Source organism: Roseiconus nitratireducens (genome assembly GCF_008629675.1).
Classification (GTDB): domain Bacteria; phylum Planctomycetota; class Planctomycetia; order Pirellulales; family Pirellulaceae; genus Stieleria; species Stieleria nitratireducens.
This window is the reverse complement of record NZ_VWOX01000005.1, coordinates 428247-446897: the sequence shown is the minus strand read 5'-3', so window position 1 is coordinate 446897 and position 18651 is coordinate 428247. Positions and strand designations below refer to the sequence as shown.

Here is an 18651-nt window from a genome sequence, read left to right as displayed (position 1 = left end):
CGCCGAGGGCAGGACACGCTTAGCGCAGGCCAAGCGGAGGACGGGGCGGCCAAGGCGGGGAATCATACAGGATGGCGTCGGACGGCGGGACATCCGCAGCCGGCGTGGCGTCGGTTCCGACGGTTGGACCGTCGTGTTGGTACCTGCGCCGAGTCGTGGCAGCGACCTCTCACCCTCAGAAGTTGATGGGCTCTCCACCCGCGCGTGTCAGCATCGCTTTGAATAAAGCCGGATCGATCGAATCGGCAATGAATCGGACGGCGCCGTCCCCCATCAACACGTGAAAGCCACCGGGATGCGAGCCGCCCATTTCGGCCATCGGCTGTTGCATGTCGATGGACAGGTCTTCCGGCTTGGTCCAGGGGACCGCGGCGTCGGCGGAAGATTCCACCGCCATGATGGTCATTGACGTGCCATCGGTGATGTCTCTGATGGTCCGCTCCCCCGGTTGCTCTTCGAACATCAGTCCCGGACCGATCGGCAATTGGAACACCGTCTGACCGGCGGGCACGACTGCGCTCGGGTCTTGGTAGACGGTCGGCATCTTTTCGATCAGCGCGCGGTTGTGGGGACTGTCCCAAGGTTCATCCAGATGAAACTGTTCGTACAAAGCCTGCTGGTCCAAGAAGGGAAGCAACTTGACCCTCCAACTCAGCAGCGGCTTCCCCTCTTCATCGCGGATGGCCCGGTCCGGAAAGTGCTTGTACGCGGAGTGGTGATTGTGCATGGCCAGGCCGATTTGTTTCAAACCGTTGCTGGCGGTCATCCGTCGGGCCGCTTCCCGAGCGGCTTGAACGGCTGGGAGCAACAGTCCGACCATCACCCCGGTCATCGCGACGTTGCTCTTCCCCGTATCCACATCGATCCGCACCACACGGTCGTTTCGTTGCGGACGCACAAACTCACTGAGTTTTTTGCTGATGCGATCGACGTATTGAACGGTTGCGTCGAAGACGGGGCCCTCGTCATTGGCGTTTTGGATCAGTTGGTCTTTGAACGATTGGACCCCATAGTCGATGGCGGCATTCAAGTCGGCTTCCAAGTTTTCTGCGGCGCCGGCATCGCGTGCGAGGGCGGAAACGGAAATGGCCCCCGTCATCATGCCGTAGTTCACGTTGACCATCAGGGCGTCGGTCATTTCGGCAATTTCGGTCAGCGGTTGAATCGGAGGCGGGATCCGCGGGGCCAGTTGTCGCAATCCGCCGGTCACCATTGGGCGGATCTGGTCCATGGCGACAACCACGGTCAAACCTGAGCGGCGTGAGATTTGGGGAACCAGGGTTACGAGTTGTCCCTGGCCGGTCCCGTCGGCATTCAGCACGGGAAGCAGGTAGTCACCACCGGCGATCAGCAGGCTGCGCGGATTGGGCTGATGGATCTGGATCAGCGGCGGGGAAGGGCTTTGATAAACCGACAGGCCGTCCACGTCCTGACGCTGGAATTCCTTCAACAACTCCGGATTCAGTTGGTCGATCGGATAGTCCTGCGTGAAGGAAAGTAACGCACCGAATTGGGGGCCGCCCGGGCCCGGCAGTCCCACAACGACTTTGACATCCTGGATGTGCAGGGGGTCGATGCCGACAGATTCTTTGGCCGCGGCTTGCAGGATTTCCACCGGCATCAACTCCCATTCGGGCGACGTCAGCACTTCGCGGGGCGAAAGGTAGGCCGCCGCGACGGCGCTGTCGGGAATATGCTTTGCCGACAGCTTGACGCTCTCCTGCGCGTCGGCGGCGGAACCGACAAGTCCGAGAACGACAATCGGAAGGATCAGATAGCGGGGAATCATCGGCGTCTCCGGTGGGTGGCGAGCGGGGCCCTCGTTCAGTTCACCTCGTCAGTTTATCCAATGGGGCGGTTGCGTGCCCGCGACGGGCGTCAATTCGGAGAAGGCTCTGCTTGTCTTTCGTTGAAGATCGATCATCCCGTGCATGAGATTGATCGATAGACGGGCCAGCAGGACGGGCCGTGGCTGACGACGGATCTACGGCAGATTGATCCGCATCCACTCTTCGGCGGACTCGGCGGGAGTGTTACCGACCGCTTGGGCCGTGATTTTCTTTTGGGCGTCGCGAATTCTCCGCCCGACCATTCGGCTTTCAATCGCTTCGTCTTCCCGCATGCCCATCGATCGCAGCAGATCGATGATGGATTGTCCGGAGAAACGCTGCATCAGCGGATCTTCCAACGACTGGTGGACGTGCACACGGCATCGGCAATTCAATTGTTTTCCAAAGTCTTCCATCAACCGGTCATCGACAGAGACCAACGGATGGCGTTCGGCAGCGATCACGTCGATGATTGCGTCGGGGCCGATCTGCAAGTCTCGGGCGATACGCGACGTCAATTCGTTCGCCAGAACCGCCATCACGGGAACCTCTCCGGCGGATTGCTTCGCCAATTTGGCCAACTCAGATTGCGTGTCCGGAAAGTGGGCCATCAAGAGGATTGCCAGGGGAGGCGGACTGGCCGGATGCTGCAGTTGCCGAGCGATGCCAGCGAATTTTGCCTCGCGCGTCAGCCAGAGCGATTCTTTCTCAAGCTGGATATTCTCCGGCGTTCGACGTCCGAACAGGAGTTTGAAGAGCGACATGGTCGGTCTCATTGATTGGGACGGGGCACCCGGCTCTCAAATCGTCTTGTCGACGTCATCAACACACTACTTGGATGCCTTGATCTCAGCTGCTTCCGCCTCGAGCTTCGCGATCTGGTTCTCCAAGTCTTTCAACTCATCAAGATCGTCCGCCTGTTCGCGCGAACCGGCAAGCTGTTGACGGAGGCTTCCGAGTTTTTTGTTGATCACATCCAAACGTTTTTTTTGCTTTTTGTCCACGTGAATCCTTTGAAGCATCAAGAGAAGAAGCATCGGCGACAATCGGTTCTTCGTCCGTGGTCGCAGAATCGCCGTTGATCGTTCGGCGCCATCCACTTGCAACGGTCAATCAACATTGGCGCGCCGCATGGCGTCGGGGACCGCCGGACCTCGATCCGACGGCTGGCAACACAATAGAACGGCGACTGTTGGCTGGTGGCAAGTGTGCCAACAAAAAAGCCGCGAGAACCTGGTTCCCGCGGCGTCGCACCGCATTGATTCGACCGAGCGCGTGGCCGCCGGTCGAATCGCGTTGAGTTCGGATGCAGCAGATCCGATTGAAGGACGGAACTAGAATCCGATACCGATCGAAATCCCGCTGCCGCGATACGGACCGAATCCGCTGTAGCCGTAGCCGGGATAACCGAATCCGTAACGCCCGGATCCGTAGCCGTAACGGTAGGACGAATAGGGACGGTAGGACGGTCGGTACACCGAGATGGGTGCCCGACGCATGCTGTACGCGTACGGCGAAACCGAAACCGGAGCCCGATAGGCATACCCGTAGGAGCCGTAGGAAGACCCGTAGCGGTGCCCGTAGTGGCACCCGCCGGCTTCGCTGCTGGTGGCGGTCAACGCGGTTGCACCAAGGCAAACCACCGCCGCGAGCACGAGTTTCTTCAACATTTGACCTTTCCTTGCTTGGGAGGCGCTGGAAGGAATTCGCCCGCCGAACCATTCGTCGAACGAGGCCTTCTGGAGAACACCGATTCAATCTGCATGCGGTGCGCCAATCGAGCGTTTTCCCGTCAATTTCCTGGCTGCACGACCATTCTTTTGACCGTCGTCTGCTCGCGCAGGAAAAGCCGTCTTCCGCTGCACGAAAAATCGGGATTCAAGCATGGTTCGGAACGCTGACCGGACGTTCGGACCAGCAATTCGTTGCAGGTCGCTGTCGGCAGTTGGAAGCGGTGTCGTCAATTCGACTTCGCGGCGCGTCTAAAAATGAGGCCGGGAGAGATGGCTTCACCAACCTTTGGCGTCGCCTTCCTTGATGATCTCGTAGATGTCTTCTTCCGTGATGTGGTGGATGAGCGCCAGCCCCGTGATCTCCCGCTGCACGGTTTTGCCCAACATGTCTCGCAAGGCGGTCCCGGCTTGCCCGCTGGCAGGGATGCGTTTGGCTTTTCCGAACGACGAATCGATCATTCGCTGGTAGTCCTGGTAGATCTTTTTGCGAGTGGAATCGGGCAGATCCACCACGCGGTAGGAAGCCGTCTCGGGATCGTCATCCGAGGGGGAGGGATCGCCGTCCGTCGTCGCGACGGGGGCCGCGGGGGCAGCCGGGGAATCGTCGGCACCGGGCGCGGCCGGCGCTTGGTTGGCGGTGGCGAAGTAGTAGCCGACCGGAGCGGCCACGAGCAAAACGACGGCGGCCACGACGGTGCCGATCAGCCACAGCGGTGGGCTCGAGTTCGCTTTGGGAGCTGACGTCGCCCCACCGGGCGGAGTCGCCGTGGCGGGCTGTTCGCCCGGTTTGAAGACGCCCGAACAGTGCTGGCATTTGACCGACGCCATGGACGCAGCCACGTTCATCGACGTGCGGCAATACGGACAGGTCACTCGTTTGACAGACATCAATGCCTCAAAGGGTCAGGATGATTCTTGCTGGCGCGCATGGGCTTGGTGATACAACTGGCGGATTTCGTCCAGGTCGACATCGACCGGCGGCAGTTGAGGCGCCATGTCACGCAGTGTTTTGGCGACGATCGAAGAAACGACCGCGTTGCGATACCATTTGCGGTCGGCCGGTACCACGTACCAGGGAGCGTCTTCCGTACTGCACTTCTGAAAAACCTCCTCGTAGGCTCGGTGAAAAGCGTCCCAGTGTCGTCGGGACTCGTAGTCACCCGCATTCAACTTCCAGTGCTTGTCCGGATTGTCCAGTCGTTCTTTGAAACGTTCCAGCTGTTCCTCGGGACTGATGTGCAGGTAGAACTTCAGCACGCGAGTTCCGTTGGCAGTCAGAATCCGTTCGAAGTCGTTGATCAGCTCGAATCGCTTGCTCCACACGGACTTTGGCACCAGGTTCTCCACTCGCACGACCAGTACGTCTTCGTAGTGCGAACGATTGAAGATCGCGACCTTTCCCTTGCTGGGAGTGCAGTGGTGAATCCTCCACAGGAAATCGTGAGCGAGTTCGGTTTCGTTGGGGACCTTGAAGGGATACGTCCGACAACCCTGGGGATTCATTTTGCCAAGCACTTTTCGAATCAGCCCGTCTTTACCGGCGGCGTCGGGAGCCTGAAGCACGATCAACAAAGACTGCTCGCGTTCGACAAACATCCGATACTGCAAGTCCCGAATCACTTTGACATTCTCTTCGGTGACGGCTTTTCCGTCAGACTTGCGTTCGAAGGGACCTCGCGTGCGGGTTTCGATGGTGTCCAGCGACACCTGCTGGTTGGGCCGGATTCGGTATTCACTTTCAAAATTCATCGCTGCTTCTCTTGGTCGTGTCGCTTGTCGTCCGCCGCTCGCCGCAGCACGCAGTGCTTAGCGTTCCGTGCTCAGCCTTCAGTCCGCGGTGGCATTGCTGAGTGTTCAGTGCGCTGTGTTCAGCACACTGTATTCAGCACCCGATGTTCAGCACGCAGTGCGGCAGGCGGGAAAACGGCAGGCCGGCCCCGTATGAGTCCCGGGCCGCCGTTCCCATTCACGCGTTCCATTGGTCGCGGTGGTCGGCTCCAGTCTAACAGACCGTCGGAACTTCCAATGGCGTCGCACCCTTCAGGCGGGGCTGCGTCGGTCCTGGCTGACTGCGGTCTCACGAAACAGCCCGGCGATGACGTCCTCCAGCGGAGGATCTTCCACGACCACGTCCTCAATGGGGTGTTCCGTCAGGACGCGTGAAAGGATCCGGGGGACGTCCGCGCGGGCAACCTTCAGTCGCACTTTTGGCCAGGTTTCCGAAAGCACTTCACCCAGCGATGCCAGGTTCGGCTCGTGCCCTTCGGCCAATTGCAACGTGATGATTTTGTCACCGGAAAACTTATCGATGATGCCGGAAAGGGATCCGTCATATTCGATCCTTCCACCGGCGATCACGACGACCCGTTTGCACAGCGCCGCGACATCCTTCATGTAGTGGCTTGTCAGCAGGATCGTGATCTTTCGTTTCTCTTGGTAGTAGCGGAGGAACTGCTGGATGTTGTGTTGGGCGATGACATCCAGGCCGATCGTCGGTTCATCGAGAAACAGGACGTCGGGGCTGTGCAGCAGGGCGGCGATCAACTCCATCTTCATCCGCTCACCCAGGGATAGCTCTCGGACCGGCTGGCCGAGCAGCGGACGAACCTCCAGCAGCTCCGTCAATTCATCCAATGTCGACCGGAACTGGTCTTGGGGGACCGCATAAATCTGTTGTTGAAGCCGATAGGATTCTTGCGCCGGAAGGTCCCACCAGAGCTGGTTCTTTTGGCCCATGACCAGCGCGAAACGTCGCCGGTAAGCATCTTTGCGTTCCCAGGGCACGTAGCCCATCACGGTCGCTTGACCGCTGGTCGGATCGATCACGCCGGAGAGCAATTTCAGCGTGGTCGTTTTGCCGGCGCCGTTGGGCCCCAGGAATGCGACAAATTCGCCGGCCTCCACCTGCAGGTCGATCCCGCGCACCGCGTGGACTTCGCTGTATTCGCGGCGAAACAATCCACGAACGCTTTCCTTCAGACCTTCGCCCTTGCGATAGACCCGATATGACTTCGTCAGATTTCGAACTTCGATGATCGACATGAATCCGCAGGACGGCTAGGGAAAGGACGCGGCGGCGGCTATTGTAGTGGTCGCGGTCGCCAGCCAAAGGCCACATCCGTCGACCGCCTGGCGACCACCGGCGCTGCCGACCCGGTGGCCTGCTTGTGTCGTTCCTCCCGGCTACGCGTCATGTCGAGCTCCTCCTCTTTATCCGGCCCCGCCTTCCGAGTCGGTTTGGGATACGATTCGCACCGCTTGGGGCCCGGGGGGCCCTTGAGAATCGGTGGGGTCGATGTGCCATCGGACTTTCACGCCATCGGTCACAGCGACGCTGACGTGTTGCTGCACGCGATCACGGACGCGCTGCTCGGCGCTGTTTGCGCGAAGGACATTGGACGCCTGTTTCCCGACGATGCTGCCGAAAACGCCGGTCGAGACAGCGGCGAATTCCTTTCCGCCGCTGTCGACGCGGTGCGCCAGGCCGGGATGCAGGTGGGGAATCTTGATTGCGTCATCCTGGCCCAACGACCGAAAATGGCGCCGCACATCGACTTGATGCGGGAACGCATCGCGTCACAGTTGGGCGTGCCCACGACGGACGTCAGCATCAAGGCCAAGACGGGTGAAGGAGTGGGGGAAATCGGAACCAGCCAGGCAATCGCCGCGCGCGTGGTCGTGCTGGTGATCAGCGAAGGCACGGGGACGCCGCCCACGCCGCGGCAGGCGGACGAATCATAGTCCGTTGGCGTCATCGTCGGTCCGGGCGACCCTTGCGCCACAGCCGCATTTCATTCGGGCCGATGAACATCAAGAGCAACGCGCCCGGGGCGGCGTAGGCGTCGAACACGTCTTCGTGGAATTCGTCTTCCCCCGGCCAGGGATACGAATACACCAACGCAAAGTCATCCAGGTCCAGGTCCCAGGCTTCGTACGGCGATGGGCCGCCGTGGCCCAACGACGGCAGCGTCGGGTCGGCCGCCAGCGACTCCGCCTGGTGGGGCAGAAAGTTGCCGGCGAACAGCTCGACCCGAGCCGGCCACTGGCGAATCGTTTTCTCCGCTTGAGGGACCAGGTCCGGATGAGCTTCGACCGCGTGGGCATTCCAACCCAACTGGTCGGCCAGACAGGAGACGACGGCGAAGCCACATCCCCATTCCAGGAATCGGCGACCGATCATCGGTTGGCATTCACCCAGCCAACGCAACGCCTGAAAAACCAATTCGTAATCGGCCGCAACGAACTGTTCGGCGCGGTGCTGGTCCCAGCAATCCTGAAAGTGTTCGATCCGCAGACGTAGCGACGCGAGACGCTCGGCAATCTCGGCGGGAAGCCGTTCGCTATTGACCAGCGAAGGCAATTCGATCGCTTGCAACATGGTTTTCGCGATTCACCGAAAGGACGGTGATCTCAAGACCCCGTGGCGGTTTGATCCAGGTCTGGATTCACCGCCTGGGACCATCCCAACGATTGGATCTGTTGATTGTCGGCCCAGACACTGTTGCCCCATAAATCCCCATGGCAGATCGGACACTCCGGTGATTCGGACGAAGGATAGTGGTGCGCCGTCGTCACGTCCGGGGACATCCAGATCGCTTCACACTCGTCACACAGCAGGAACCCGCCTCGAGGAGCCGGCACCAGCGGGTCGTCACCGGTGCAGATTCGGATGCCGCACAATCCGGCCTGGCAAATCGGACACATCGCGACCGAATGCATCGGGCCGCGAACGGAAATTGGGCCGCTGGAGGAACGTCGATCCGAATTCATGAGTTGTCTTTGATGGGAGAGGCGGGCGGTGGCCCTGCCGATATCGGTCCATTGAAATCTCGATGACACGCGAGGTCACAGCGGATAGGCGGTGATCACACGCGCATCCTCCAAGACCAGTCGCACGCGGCGGGCCATCGGATGTCGTCTCCGCTGACCCTCGCGTCCGCCGACGAATCCGACACGGTGTCCAAGGTCGACGGTGTAAATGGTGCGTCCTTGATCGGTCCGCTTGGTCGTTTGAATCCCGCGTTTGCTCTTGGCATACGCTGAGTCGATCGTTTGCAGGGCACCCAGCATGCCGCCGTCGAACACTCCGTGCGGCCCGGGGCGTTCCGGCTGGTCGATGGTGTGACGCCGCAGATGCTCCAGCCGATGACCTTCAGCACTGCCGGGTGTGTACAGCAAACCTTCGGGCGATCGGTAGCGATCCGCACCGATGGACTTCAGGTAGTCCTGCCAGCGATCGGGATCCGACGTGGTGGGGCCGCTCCCCGGATCGGAACGCGGATTGTTCCGTTGATTTCGAACGTCACCCGGTGGGTTCTTGGCGGAATTCCCAGAGTCCGCTTCCACCGCATCCGCGTCGTGTCCGTCGGGACGGACGGTTGCCTTGGCAGTTGGCTGGTTCGCGGCCGGCTGGTTGTTTCGGGCACGTGGTGCGAGGACGCCGCCGTTATCCGGTGACCGGGACCCCGGTTCCACCTGGGAGGTTCCGTCGGGCAAGCCGGGAAGGTTCCAACCGAAGCGGGAATTCAATTCCGGTTGCAGCAGGGCGTAGGCGGCCAGCAGGCACACCAGCACCAGCGAGGCCAGGCTTTTTCCGCGGTGCCGGCCGCCGCCGGAGCCACGCACGCCGCTGCGCCGACTTTGGTTCCCGGGAGATTCCGATGCGCTATTCATTCGTTTCAATGTTCGGTAATTTAGCCGCGGAGGACATCCCCGAAGGGCGACGGCTCGGCCCGATCGGACGCGGCCTGGTGAGGATAGGTGACCGACGAGGCTTCAAAAAGTCACTCCACGTCTCTCTCTCGACGCTTTTTTGGGTTATTTTTTCTCTCAAGCGACCGCCGGAGGAGCGTCCATGCGGCCCGCAACCGGTGGCCGACCCGACCCCCGACGGTCCCAATGAACCCCCTTTCGACAGCACCGCCACCTGAGATTTACGGCATGACGGACGATTCTGGCGTCCCGGTTCGCGATCCATCGATGACCTTGCCGCGCTGGATTGAGTTGCGGGCTCAATTGCATCCGCAGCGACCGGCGGTGACGTTCCTGTCCGACGAGTATTTTGCCGAGGACGACCGTCCGGTGTCCCTGACGTACCGACAGTTGTGGCAGCGAGCGGTGCAGGCGGCCGGTCAGGTGCAGAGATTCGCATTGGAGCATGGCCTGTCGGCCGACGCGTCTGAACCGGACGCGGCGCCCCGGGCTCTGCTGCTGTATCCGCCCGGCCTGGATTTTCTGATCGGATTTCTGGGCGCGCAGTTGGCGGGGTTTGCGCCGGTGCCGACTTGTTACCCCAAGCCGCATCGTTTCGTCGAACGGCTGAATTCGGCAGCGGCCGATTGTGCCCCCTCGGTGTTATTGGCCGATCACGACACGTTGCAAACCTTTGCCGCGGAAAAGCAGCTTCCCTGCGTCCAGTCGATTCCCGCGTTGGCCATTGACCATGATCGTTCGCCCGAGGACGGGGCCGGTCCGGCGACCTTTCAGTCGTCAGAGTTGGCCGGTTCGCCCGAGGCGATCGCGTTTCTGCAATACACCAGCGGCAGTACCAGCGAGCCGAAAGGGGTGGTCGTTCGGCACCGCAACGTGATGGCGAACTTGGAATCGATCCGACAGGGGTTTGGTATTTCCTGGCCTGCGTCAGAGCAGGGGACGGATCCGGCGGAAATCGACACGGCCGTTTTCTGGTTGCCGTTTTATCATGACATGGGGTTGATCGGCGGGATCTTGGCGCCGTTGTACATCGGCGGTCATACCGTCTTGCTCAGTCCGCGGGCCTTCCTGCAGCGTCCACTGCGCTGGCTGCAAGTGATCAGCGACTACCAAGCATCGATCACGGGAGCTCCCAACTTTGCGTACCAGTTGTGCGTGGATCGTATTCCGCCGGATCAGACCGACGGCATTTCGCTGAAACAGTTGCAAATCACTTTTTGTGGCGCCGAACCGATTGCGGCGCGCACGCTACGCGACTTCCAACGCCGGTTCTCAACCAACGGATTGGGAAGTGAGACCTTTTATCCGTGTTATGGTCTGGCCGAAGCGACGTTGTTGGTGGCCGGCGGCGATGGCCCCGGGGCGCCGCGATCATTGTCGATTGATCGGTCGGCGTTCGAGTGTGGCCGGATTCAGGTGCTGGATCCCAACGAAGCCAAGCGGATCGGCAAGCGACACAAACAGGAATTGGTCTCCTGCGGCAAAGCGGTCAACGACACGGAGATCGAAATCGTTGATCCCGCCACCGGTCAGCCGCTGGGCGAGGGAGCCATTGGCGAGATCTGGATCCGTGGCGGAGGCGTTGCGACCGGGTATTGGAGCCAGACCGATGCGGAAGAATCGGACGAGGAAAGCGAAGGTCCACTGGCCAAGCGACAATTTGATGCCACCCTGTCGGATGGCCGGTCGGGGTTTTTCCGTAGCGGTGATCTGGGCTTTTTCCATGAAGGCGAATTGTTCATCAGTGGCCGATTGAAGGACATCATCATCCTTCGCGGACGCAACTTGTTTCCGCAGGACATCGAATCAACGGTGGTGGACTTCGTCCGGACGGTCACGCAGGCGGGCAGCGGTGACGGGCAAACCGCACGTCACTCTGGAATCGCTGCCGCATTCTCCGTTGCCGGAGGACGCTCCGAAGCGTTGGCGATCATCGCCGAATTACCTCGCTCCCGCGAACATTTGGATTTGCCCGACCTGGCACGCCAGATTCGCCGCAACGTGATTGAAGTTCACGAGGTGGACCCGCAGCATATCTGGCTGGTCCGTGCCGCATCGATTCCTGTCACCACCAGTGGCAAGGTCCGCCGATCCAGCTGTCGCGACCAGTTTCTAAACGATTCCGTGCGGACGTCGTATCGGTACGATCGATCCAGTTTTTCCGAACAGGCTCCCATCGCCTTTCCCGGCCTGCCCGAACGTCCGCGGGAGAGCGATCGGTCGGAAGTGCGGCAAGCGGTGGAAAATTGGATGAGCAACTGGCTGATCGCGCGGGGTGGTGTGGCCCCGACCGAATTGAGCCTGGAGAAGCCGTTTACCGATTACGGCCTGGACAGCATGGCGGCGGTCGAACTGAGCGGAGAAGCGGAGGATTGGACCGGCGTCGCGTTGACCCCCGAGGTGGCCTGGAACAATCCGACGGTGGCTTCGCTCAGCGAGTACATCGCGTCGACGTACATCTCCGACCGTGCGTGCGGAGCGTAGTTCGTTCCCGCTGCAGCTGCACGGCGGAAGCAACTTCAAACCGTCGCCAGCCCGTGGTTCAGACCCCTCATGCACGCCCCGGCGAGCTGGCGGAACGTCGTGCCGTCCAGTTAGTGGTGGGTGGGCGTCGAATGACGCTCGGTCAGCACCGGTGGTGCCAACGGGGCTGGTCCCCGTGATGCTTGAACGGGATCACCGGCGACGGTGGAGGCGACCGGTTTTCCATTCCGGGCGGGACGCCGAACCTCCGCCGGTTCCGACGCAACCTTGCCCTTCACCACGTAGGTGTCCTGGACCTTTGCCTCCTGTTGGTATCGGCGTCGGTACTTGTCGCCGTATCCGTATCCGATCGACTGGTAGCTGCCACTGGCGCTGCTCTTGTAGGAGGCACCACCGCTGATCTCGTCCATCTTGTTGACGACGACACCCATCACCCGGGCGCCGGCCGAACGCAACATCGCGACGGCTTCCTTGGCGTTCGGTTTGCACCGGCGCCGAATCCGAAGAACCAGCATCGCGGCGTCGACGTAGCTCGTCACGACCGCAGGGTCACTGACCATCAGCAACGGCGGTGTGTCCACAATCACAAAGTCGTAGTGCTTTCGCGCCCAGGCGAGCACTTCACCCAGTTCGGCCAGAGTCAGCGCTTCGGCCGGGTTGGCCGGCAGCGGGCCACAGGGGAGGATGTCCAGGTTTTCGATCGGCGTGGTGTGGATCGCTTCGGTCACGTCCATTTCGCCGTTCAGGACGTTTGTCAATCCTTTGCCGGATTCCAGGTTGAATCGCAGCGACATCCGGGGACTTCGCAAATCCAGGTCCAGCAGCAATGTCTTCTTACCGGACTGAGCGATCGAGCATCCCACGTTCGCGGCGAGCGTGCTCTTTCCGTCGCCCGGAAGTGGGCTGGTGACCTGGAATACGCGGCTGTCGTATTGCCGGTGATCGAACAGCATCGCGGTCCGCACCGCCCGAACAGCCTCCGACGCCGGCGAGTACGGCCGGTGCACCACCGAAAGTTGCGGATCCAATTCGGCGATCTCCGGTGCAACGGTTCCCGCAGCCGGACGAACTGGGCCTTCGTCCAGCGGGATGTGCGTCAAAACGGGAAGTCGGAGTTCACGCTGGATCTCTTCGGCGCTGCGGAACATTTTCGCGCTCGCTTCGAACAGCAACGCCAGCAAGCCGCTGGCACCGAGTCCGAGCATGCCGTAAAGAATCAGGTCCCGCTTCAGGTCCGGTCCGGTGACATAGGCTTGGCCGGTGCTGAGCAACGGTTCGACAATGATTCCGCCGTTGACATCGACCAACTTCAGCGCCGACATCTGCTGTTCCAACTGAATGGTCATCCCCCGGATGCTCTCGATCCGACGGCGATACGAGGCGTCGTTTTGCTCCTGTTCCTTCAACTCGTCAGCGGCTCGCTTTTCAACGGCAATTTGATCGTCCAACTGGCTTAAATCGTCCTGCATCACCAGCAACCGTTCTTGCAGACCACGGATGTGAGCCTCCACGATTTCACGGGCGTGTTCGGTGCGTGCCTTTTGCGCTTCGGCACCCAGGTCCGTCCGGCTACTCTGTGCGTTCAATTCCGCCCGCCGCTGCGAAATCCGCTCGGAAAGTTCGTTCAGCTTTTTTTGCGAGCTGTCGATCTGCATCGTGATCGATTTGACTTCCGGGTGGGATTCGCCGTACGCGAGTTCCAATTGCTCGCGTTTGATTTCCAGCGGGATCAGTGATCGTTCGATTTCGATCTTCTGCAGTTCCAAGTCGCCCGGCACGGGATTGGGGGATTGGTCGACGCGGCTGACGAAGTCAAACCCGTCGTTGTCGCTTCCCATCTGACCAATGATTTGCGCGACCAGCACGGGGTCGTCATGTCGTTTGAACGTGCTGGTTGCGAATCGCAACTCGCTATTGATTTGCCGCATCCGTTGCTGCAGCTCGGTCCGATGCGCCTGCAGTCGGAATTGTTGTTCGCGATGGGGATTGATGGCCTGGCCTTCCAGGTTCCACTCCAAGCGGGCATTTTCGCGGAACGACTTGTATTCTTCCTCGAGCATGCGTTGTTGCGGCAGCAGCTTTTGCTGCGCGTCATCGATCAGACGCGAGAACTCATTGATGGTGGATTCCCGTTCGGCTTCGAAGTGTTCTCCGATGGCTTCGCTGGCAGCATTCACCACGGCCACGCAAACTTGCGGGTCGGGGCCGTCGAAATGCAGGGCCGCAATCATCCGGTCACGCGAATCGGAGACGTCCGTCAGCGTTTGGAACTTGATTCCCTTGCGGATCATTGACGCAACCGACTTTGCATCCTTGCCTTGCATGGAAGGAATTGATTTCAGTTCGTGATGCGACGCAACCCGGCTGACGATCCCATCGGAGGTGATCAGTGATTGCATCAGGTTACCACTGGGGATGCCGCCACGGATGGAGCCGGATGCGGCGTCCAGCGTCAGCGGCGTATCGCTCTTGAACATCAGTTGGGTCGTGGCCCGATACGTGGTCGGCTTCTGTTTGTAGATCCAATAGCCGACGCCGGTTCCGGCCGCCAGGAACACACCCAGCAGCCATTTGAATCGCCACAGCACGGTCAGAATCGATTCGCCCTGGACATCTTGGACCGAGTCAATCGCACCGCTGATTTCGTGCGTCTGTTGCGAGGGGGAGGTCTGGTCGAGCATCGACAGTTTCACGTGCAAAAAGAATGGGCTTGGACAATCAATGATTGTGGTGAAGCGAACACGGATCGGAGCCAACGAACGGGTTGACGTGGGGACTCCACAAGAAACCTACAGGCATCAATTGGATCGCGCCCGAACTGTCTCTCTTTACCGCAGTCAAAAAACTGACCCGAGACACTAGAACCGCGACAATGGTTACCGAACGTTCAATGCGATCGTCGCAAAGTCGTCAGATTCGTTATCAACACCGTTTCGGCGAAAAAATTAAAGGTCCCGGCGGGATCAAGATTTGCCCGATCGGAAAACCTTTGGTTTGGCCACCCGGCCAACGCAGAGGATCTCAACCGCTCCTCGCCGGGCCCCAGTCGCAAAGCGCCGACAGCGCCCTGCCGTCGGCGTCAGCCGACGGGATGTGTGCTTGGCCGCTGAACCAGCCGCGAAGCACCACAGGGCAGCGGCGCTTTAATCAAAAACACCGTGATTTGCCGTGCAATGAGCGGCAAGACGCTAGCCGCCGGTGGATGCGAGAAAACCCGCGGATAGCGGCGGCTCGCGCAAGGTGGCGCTGTCCAATTAGAGGGCGGGCGAGCCGCCGTAGCGTTTGGCCAAGATTTGATTGCGTCGGGCCAGTTCCTTGTTGCCAAGCGCCCCGTACGCTTCGGCCAGCCCGGCGTGGGCCGTCGGTCGCATCGCCGGATTGGCAAGCGTCTTTTCCAAATCGACGATTGCTTCTTCGTAGCGTTGCAGACGCAATAAAATTTGCCCTCTCGTTTCCAGCAGCGAGGGATGCCCCGGCAATTGTCGCAACGCTTCGTTGGACAGATCCAGGGCCTGCGGAAGGAATCGCTTGTCGGAAAGACTGAGCGCGACGGCCAGGTTGTTGAGCAATCCCGGCATTTCGCTGCCTTCGCTGGCGGCCAGTTCCAGGGTTTCCTGCGCGGCATCGGTTTTCCCGGCCATCAAAAGTGCCGTTCCTTCGACGAAGTAGGCAACGGCGGGCGTCACCTGCGACAGCAACGATTCTCGGACTCGGCGGATGCCGTCTTCGTCCGCCCCGGCACAGTCGATCGCGAACTGAACGATCGACTCCATCACCAGCGGGCTTTCCGGAGCCAGTTCCAACGCTTCACTTAGCAGGTTGGCCCGCAATCCCAAGGTTTCGGTTTCGCCAACGTTCCGTTTCAGGCGTTCGGATTTGAAAATCAACGCTTCGCCGGCCGCCTGGGTTAGCGTCGGGTCGGGGGTCAAGGCAAGGCCATCGAGCAGCAGGTTGTAGGCGTCGTCGTCACGTTCGGTCAGCACGAGCGCTTGAGCAAGTTGGAGTCGAGCCGGCACCGACGTGGGATTGGCCATCATCTTCGGTTCCAGATGACGGACGGCGATCTGAGCAAAGCGATCGGCGGAGGAGTAGTCACCCGTCTTCGCGGCCAATTGCGCCGCGATCAGGGCCACACCGGGATCGGATTCCGCCACCATGCGATATTGGCGTAGGGCGCTGCCGGTGAACCCGTTGGCGGACAGGAAGCCGGCGTACATCTTTCGTGCAAAGGCTGCCCGTTCCGATGGCAGCTTCTCCATCGCGACGGCCGCCGACCGGTGACAAAGTTCCACTTCCTGATCGGACCAAGAATCACGGCGGACAAGTTGTTCCGCTGCAAGTTGTGAATCGCTGTCGGAAGACTGGTAGATCAGCGACTTCAGCATCCACAGTGCCGCCGGGCCATATTCATTTTGCATGGCCAATCGAAAAATGGCCGATCGGGCTGATTCGGTGTGCCCGAGTTCGTGATCCAGAATCGCCACCTGGTATTGATGTTCCAGGTTGTCGGGATCAATCTCCAGCAGACGCTGCGCCGCCACGGAAGCAACTTGGGTGTTGTCCGATGCCAGCGCGGTTTTCAGCGTATCCAGATAGATGGTTTGCGTCTGGGTGGGGTCGCGGCGAAGGACCGCGATCACCGTTCCGGTCAGAGCGATCGCGAATAGCACCGCGGGGACGGCCGGTGCCAGGGTCATGTACGGACGCGTGGTGATCCAGCGGTAGGCAAACCGCGACAGCCAGGCGATCCAGTAGATCGGATTGATCCATTGCGTCCAACTGACGGGAACGTCGTCTTGGGAAACATCGCGCCGGAGCCGTCGTGCCCATTCGTGTTGTGGGAACGAAAAAGCGTGAATCACCAGATCCATCAGGTTAAGTCGGGACGGCAACGTCACCAAAAAGCGAACGGTTGCGATCAGGCGTCTTTGCCAGCGACGCAGCAGGTTCATCGGGTTCACGGCGTCGACCTCCGTGCGCCATCGTGGGCGGAGACTGCGGTCAGGTGGGTGTCCAGGTCGGACGGCGATGTGTTGGGTCCGGCATTCACGGGAAGCCGGTCATGCACGGTGAGTCGAAACGCTTCGAACAGTTGACGCAATCTGGTCATTTGCTCCGGGACGATGGGTGTTTGCGTCTCGGTCCAAAGTTGCAACATGATGACGTTCGGCCGCAGCGACGATCGGTCCTTGACGCGATTTCCGAACATCGAAAGCAAGCCGGCCATCGGCGGGGAAAGCAATTCGCGGTCGTAGGTCAACCCGCAAAACATCAGGGTCCCGTAGTCGCCGCTCTCGCGGACCAGTTCCGCGTGCGAAACCGGCCAGCCGTCAGTCGGGGTCTCGGCGATCGCCGATGGATCTTTTGAATTCGTTTCCGGCGGCGGCAAAACGGCGTTCCAGTCATTGATTTGCCATCCGTTTCCCGTGTAGCAGCGACGCATGTCGTGCCACTCCGGATAGGGCTGGCTGATCGCGATCCGAACCGGCAGGCCGTCCATCATGACCGTCCAGACATCGGCATGATTTCCCAGTTGTTTGCTATCGGCTTCGCGAAGTGATTGATGGTCGGTAATCAAGGACGCGTAGGAGGTCGTGTTCAGAAGCGCGGCGTCGGGATCCCACAGCAACGGTCGTTGGTCCGGCCGAACGACTTGGGCAATCCGCGATTCCATCATCCGCGCCCCGAATGCGATGCTGGTCAGGAAGAACAACACGGATGCGACGAGTAGCGAACGCGTCATCCAGGGGATTGGCCGAGACGGTTGCGGGGCAGGACGCGACGACCGGAATTCGTCGTCGGTCGGCTCCGGCATTCCCAACAGCAAAGCTGCGTTCCAAATTCTCGCGACCGGGTTGCCAAGGTTCCCGGACTCATCCGGCGGCACCGGATAGAACGCGACGCGAAGCAGTCGATCGGTGGACAGCATCATCAACGCGGCGACGAGCAAGCAGACCCATCCCAGGATCTCGTGGGCGGTACCGGTCGACCAGTTATAACCGTACCATTCTTGCGCCAGCGCAATCGACGTGATCCGAACCACGTTCATGACCATCGCCCAAATCACACCCGCGAGAAGATAAGCAGGTGTGGCGATCAACGGACGACGAACAAGCACCATCCACAAACAAACCAAGAACAGGATGGTGAACAACGATTGCACCCCACTGCAAGCTTCTTCAACAAACAGCGTGCCGCCCGGAAGTTCAAGGACGTTGCCTCGCAGGTAATGCGTCACCGCGGCGGCATCCAGCAGATGGCTGCTCACTTTTGAAGTGAATGTTTGCAACGCGGACGAGAGTTGCAAGTCCAAATTCAGCGGCAACCGGATCAGCATCACCAGCAGCAACGCCAGATACGTCAGGCGGTGCCCACCGTCGTCGGCACTCCGGTGCACGCGAAGCCAGGCGGCGGCAGCCAAAGCAAAACCGATCGCGGAGAACCACGGAGAGTTTCGGTAGGCGCCCACAACGGTCACCGTCGTGGACAGGCCCACCAGAGCCAGCGAGGAAGCGTCGCCTGGCATCCGGATTACATGATCCCAGCGGAACAGGATCAGTGCGATCAAAGCCAGAAACAGCGGTAGCAGATAGCCGTACTGCTCCAGTTCACTGATCCACGCCAGGTACACCGACAGGCCCGGCAAGGGGGCCAGCAGGATCAAAGCCCAGAAACCCCAGGCCGTGTAAGTCGATTGCGATGATCGTCCATTCATCCGGAAAAGAAATCCCCCGTGGTCCCGTTTGCCAAACCGTGCTTGTTGGCTTGCTACAACCGAACCAAGTCCGAAGAACTTCGCAGGACGCAAGGTCGGTTGCTCAATCGTGGCACACGGAGAACCTTGTCGACGCCGGCGACCCCAACAATTGCCAATAAAAAACGGCAGGAATCTC

At 60.3% G+C, this 18651-nt stretch carries 15 protein-coding genes; 2 read left to right on the top strand and 13 right to left on the bottom strand.

Annotated elements, in window-relative coordinates; all coding sequences use genetic code 11:
* Positions 1 to 175 precede the first annotated feature (175 nt).
* The 7 genes from FYK55_RS11815 to FYK55_RS11785 all read right to left on the bottom strand — a co-directional run bounded on the left by FYK55_RS11815 (position 176) and on the right by FYK55_RS11785 (position 6604).
* The gene (locus FYK55_RS11815) at positions 176 to 1789 is read right to left on the bottom strand and encodes a DUF1559 domain-containing protein (RefSeq protein ID WP_150076595.1); all 1614 of its coding nucleotides are present in this window, start codon (positions 1787 to 1789) and stop codon (positions 176 to 178) included.
* 195 nt (positions 1790 to 1984) lie between these two features.
* Positions 1985 to 2593 carry a preprotein translocase subunit SecA gene (locus FYK55_RS11810; RefSeq protein WP_150076594.1) on the bottom strand — a complete coding sequence of 203 codons (609 nt, stop codon included), beginning with the start codon at positions 2591 to 2593 and terminating at the stop codon, positions 1985 to 1987.
* Between the two features lie 66 nt (positions 2594 to 2659).
* Positions 2660 to 2866, bottom strand: a complete 207-nt coding sequence (locus FYK55_RS11805; protein WP_150076593.1) for a hypothetical protein — start codon at positions 2864 to 2866, stop codon at positions 2660 to 2662.
* Between the two features lie 297 nt (positions 2867 to 3163).
* The gene (locus FYK55_RS11800) at positions 3164 to 3499 is read right to left on the bottom strand and encodes a hypothetical protein (protein ID WP_150076592.1); all 336 of its coding nucleotides are present in this window, start codon (positions 3497 to 3499) and stop codon (positions 3164 to 3166) included.
* Positions 3500 to 3838: 339 nt separating this feature from the next.
* Positions 3839 to 4450: a hypothetical protein gene (locus FYK55_RS11795; protein WP_150076591.1), complete on the bottom strand. Its 612-nt coding sequence runs from the start codon at positions 4448 to 4450 to the stop codon at positions 3839 to 3841.
* A gap of 15 nt (positions 4451 to 4465) precedes the next feature.
* Entirely contained in the window at positions 4466 to 5311 is an 846-nt protein-coding gene (locus FYK55_RS11790; protein WP_150076590.1) for a polyphosphate kinase 2 family protein, read from the bottom strand.
* A gap of 291 nt (positions 5312 to 5602) precedes the next feature.
* A complete protein-coding gene (locus tag FYK55_RS11785) occupies positions 5603 to 6604 on the bottom strand; it encodes an ABC transporter ATP-binding protein (RefSeq protein ID WP_150076589.1) in 1002 nt (333 codons plus the stop codon).
* Positions 6605 to 6754: 150 nt separating this feature from the next.
* On the opposite strand from FYK55_RS11785, the gene ispF reads away from it, so the two are divergent.
* Entirely contained in the window at positions 6755 to 7303 is a 549-nt protein-coding gene (gene ispF / locus FYK55_RS11780; protein ID WP_150076588.1) for a 2-C-methyl-D-erythritol 2,4-cyclodiphosphate synthase, read from the top strand.
* A 10-nt stretch (positions 7304 to 7313) separates the two neighbouring features.
* Here ispF and FYK55_RS11775 read toward each other — a convergent pair whose 3' ends face one another.
* From FYK55_RS11775 to FYK55_RS11765, 3 genes are all read right to left on the bottom strand, one after another.
* Entirely contained in the window at positions 7314 to 7940 is a 627-nt protein-coding gene (locus tag FYK55_RS11775; RefSeq protein WP_150076587.1) for a class I SAM-dependent methyltransferase, read from the bottom strand.
* A gap of 32 nt (positions 7941 to 7972) precedes the next feature.
* Positions 7973 to 8332, bottom strand: coding sequence for a hypothetical protein (locus tag FYK55_RS11770; RefSeq protein WP_150076586.1), 360 nt, complete (start codon positions 8330 to 8332; stop codon positions 7973 to 7975).
* 75 nt (positions 8333 to 8407) lie between these two features.
* The gene (locus tag FYK55_RS11765; RefSeq protein ID WP_150076585.1) at positions 8408 to 9235 is read right to left on the bottom strand and encodes a hypothetical protein; all 828 of its coding nucleotides are present in this window, start codon (positions 9233 to 9235) and stop codon (positions 8408 to 8410) included.
* A 267-nt stretch (positions 9236 to 9502) separates the two neighbouring features.
* Here FYK55_RS11765 and FYK55_RS11760 point away from each other — a divergent pair, with 267 nt between their 5' ends.
* Complete coding sequence (locus FYK55_RS11760) at positions 9503 to 11758, top strand: AMP-binding protein (protein ID WP_235908626.1); 2256 nt, start codon at positions 9503 to 9505, stop codon at positions 11756 to 11758.
* Between the two features lie 110 nt (positions 11759 to 11868).
* Here FYK55_RS11760 and FYK55_RS11755 read toward each other — a convergent pair whose 3' ends face one another.
* The 3 genes from FYK55_RS11755 to xrtU all read right to left on the bottom strand — a co-directional run bounded on the left by FYK55_RS11755 (position 11869) and on the right by xrtU (position 18473).
* Positions 11869 to 14439: a polysaccharide biosynthesis tyrosine autokinase gene (locus FYK55_RS11755; protein ID WP_150076583.1), complete on the bottom strand. Its 2571-nt coding sequence runs from the start codon at positions 14437 to 14439 to the stop codon at positions 11869 to 11871.
* A gap of 573 nt (positions 14440 to 15012) precedes the next feature.
* Complete coding sequence (locus FYK55_RS11750) at positions 15013 to 16719, bottom strand: tetratricopeptide repeat protein (RefSeq protein WP_150076582.1); 1707 nt, start codon at positions 16717 to 16719, stop codon at positions 15013 to 15015.
* Entirely contained in the window at positions 16716 to 18473 is a 1758-nt protein-coding gene (gene xrtU / locus FYK55_RS11745; RefSeq protein WP_150076581.1) for an exosortase U, read from the bottom strand. Before xrtU ends, FYK55_RS11750 begins: the two co-directional genes overlap by 4 nt.
* Positions 18474 to 18651 lie beyond the last annotated feature (178 nt).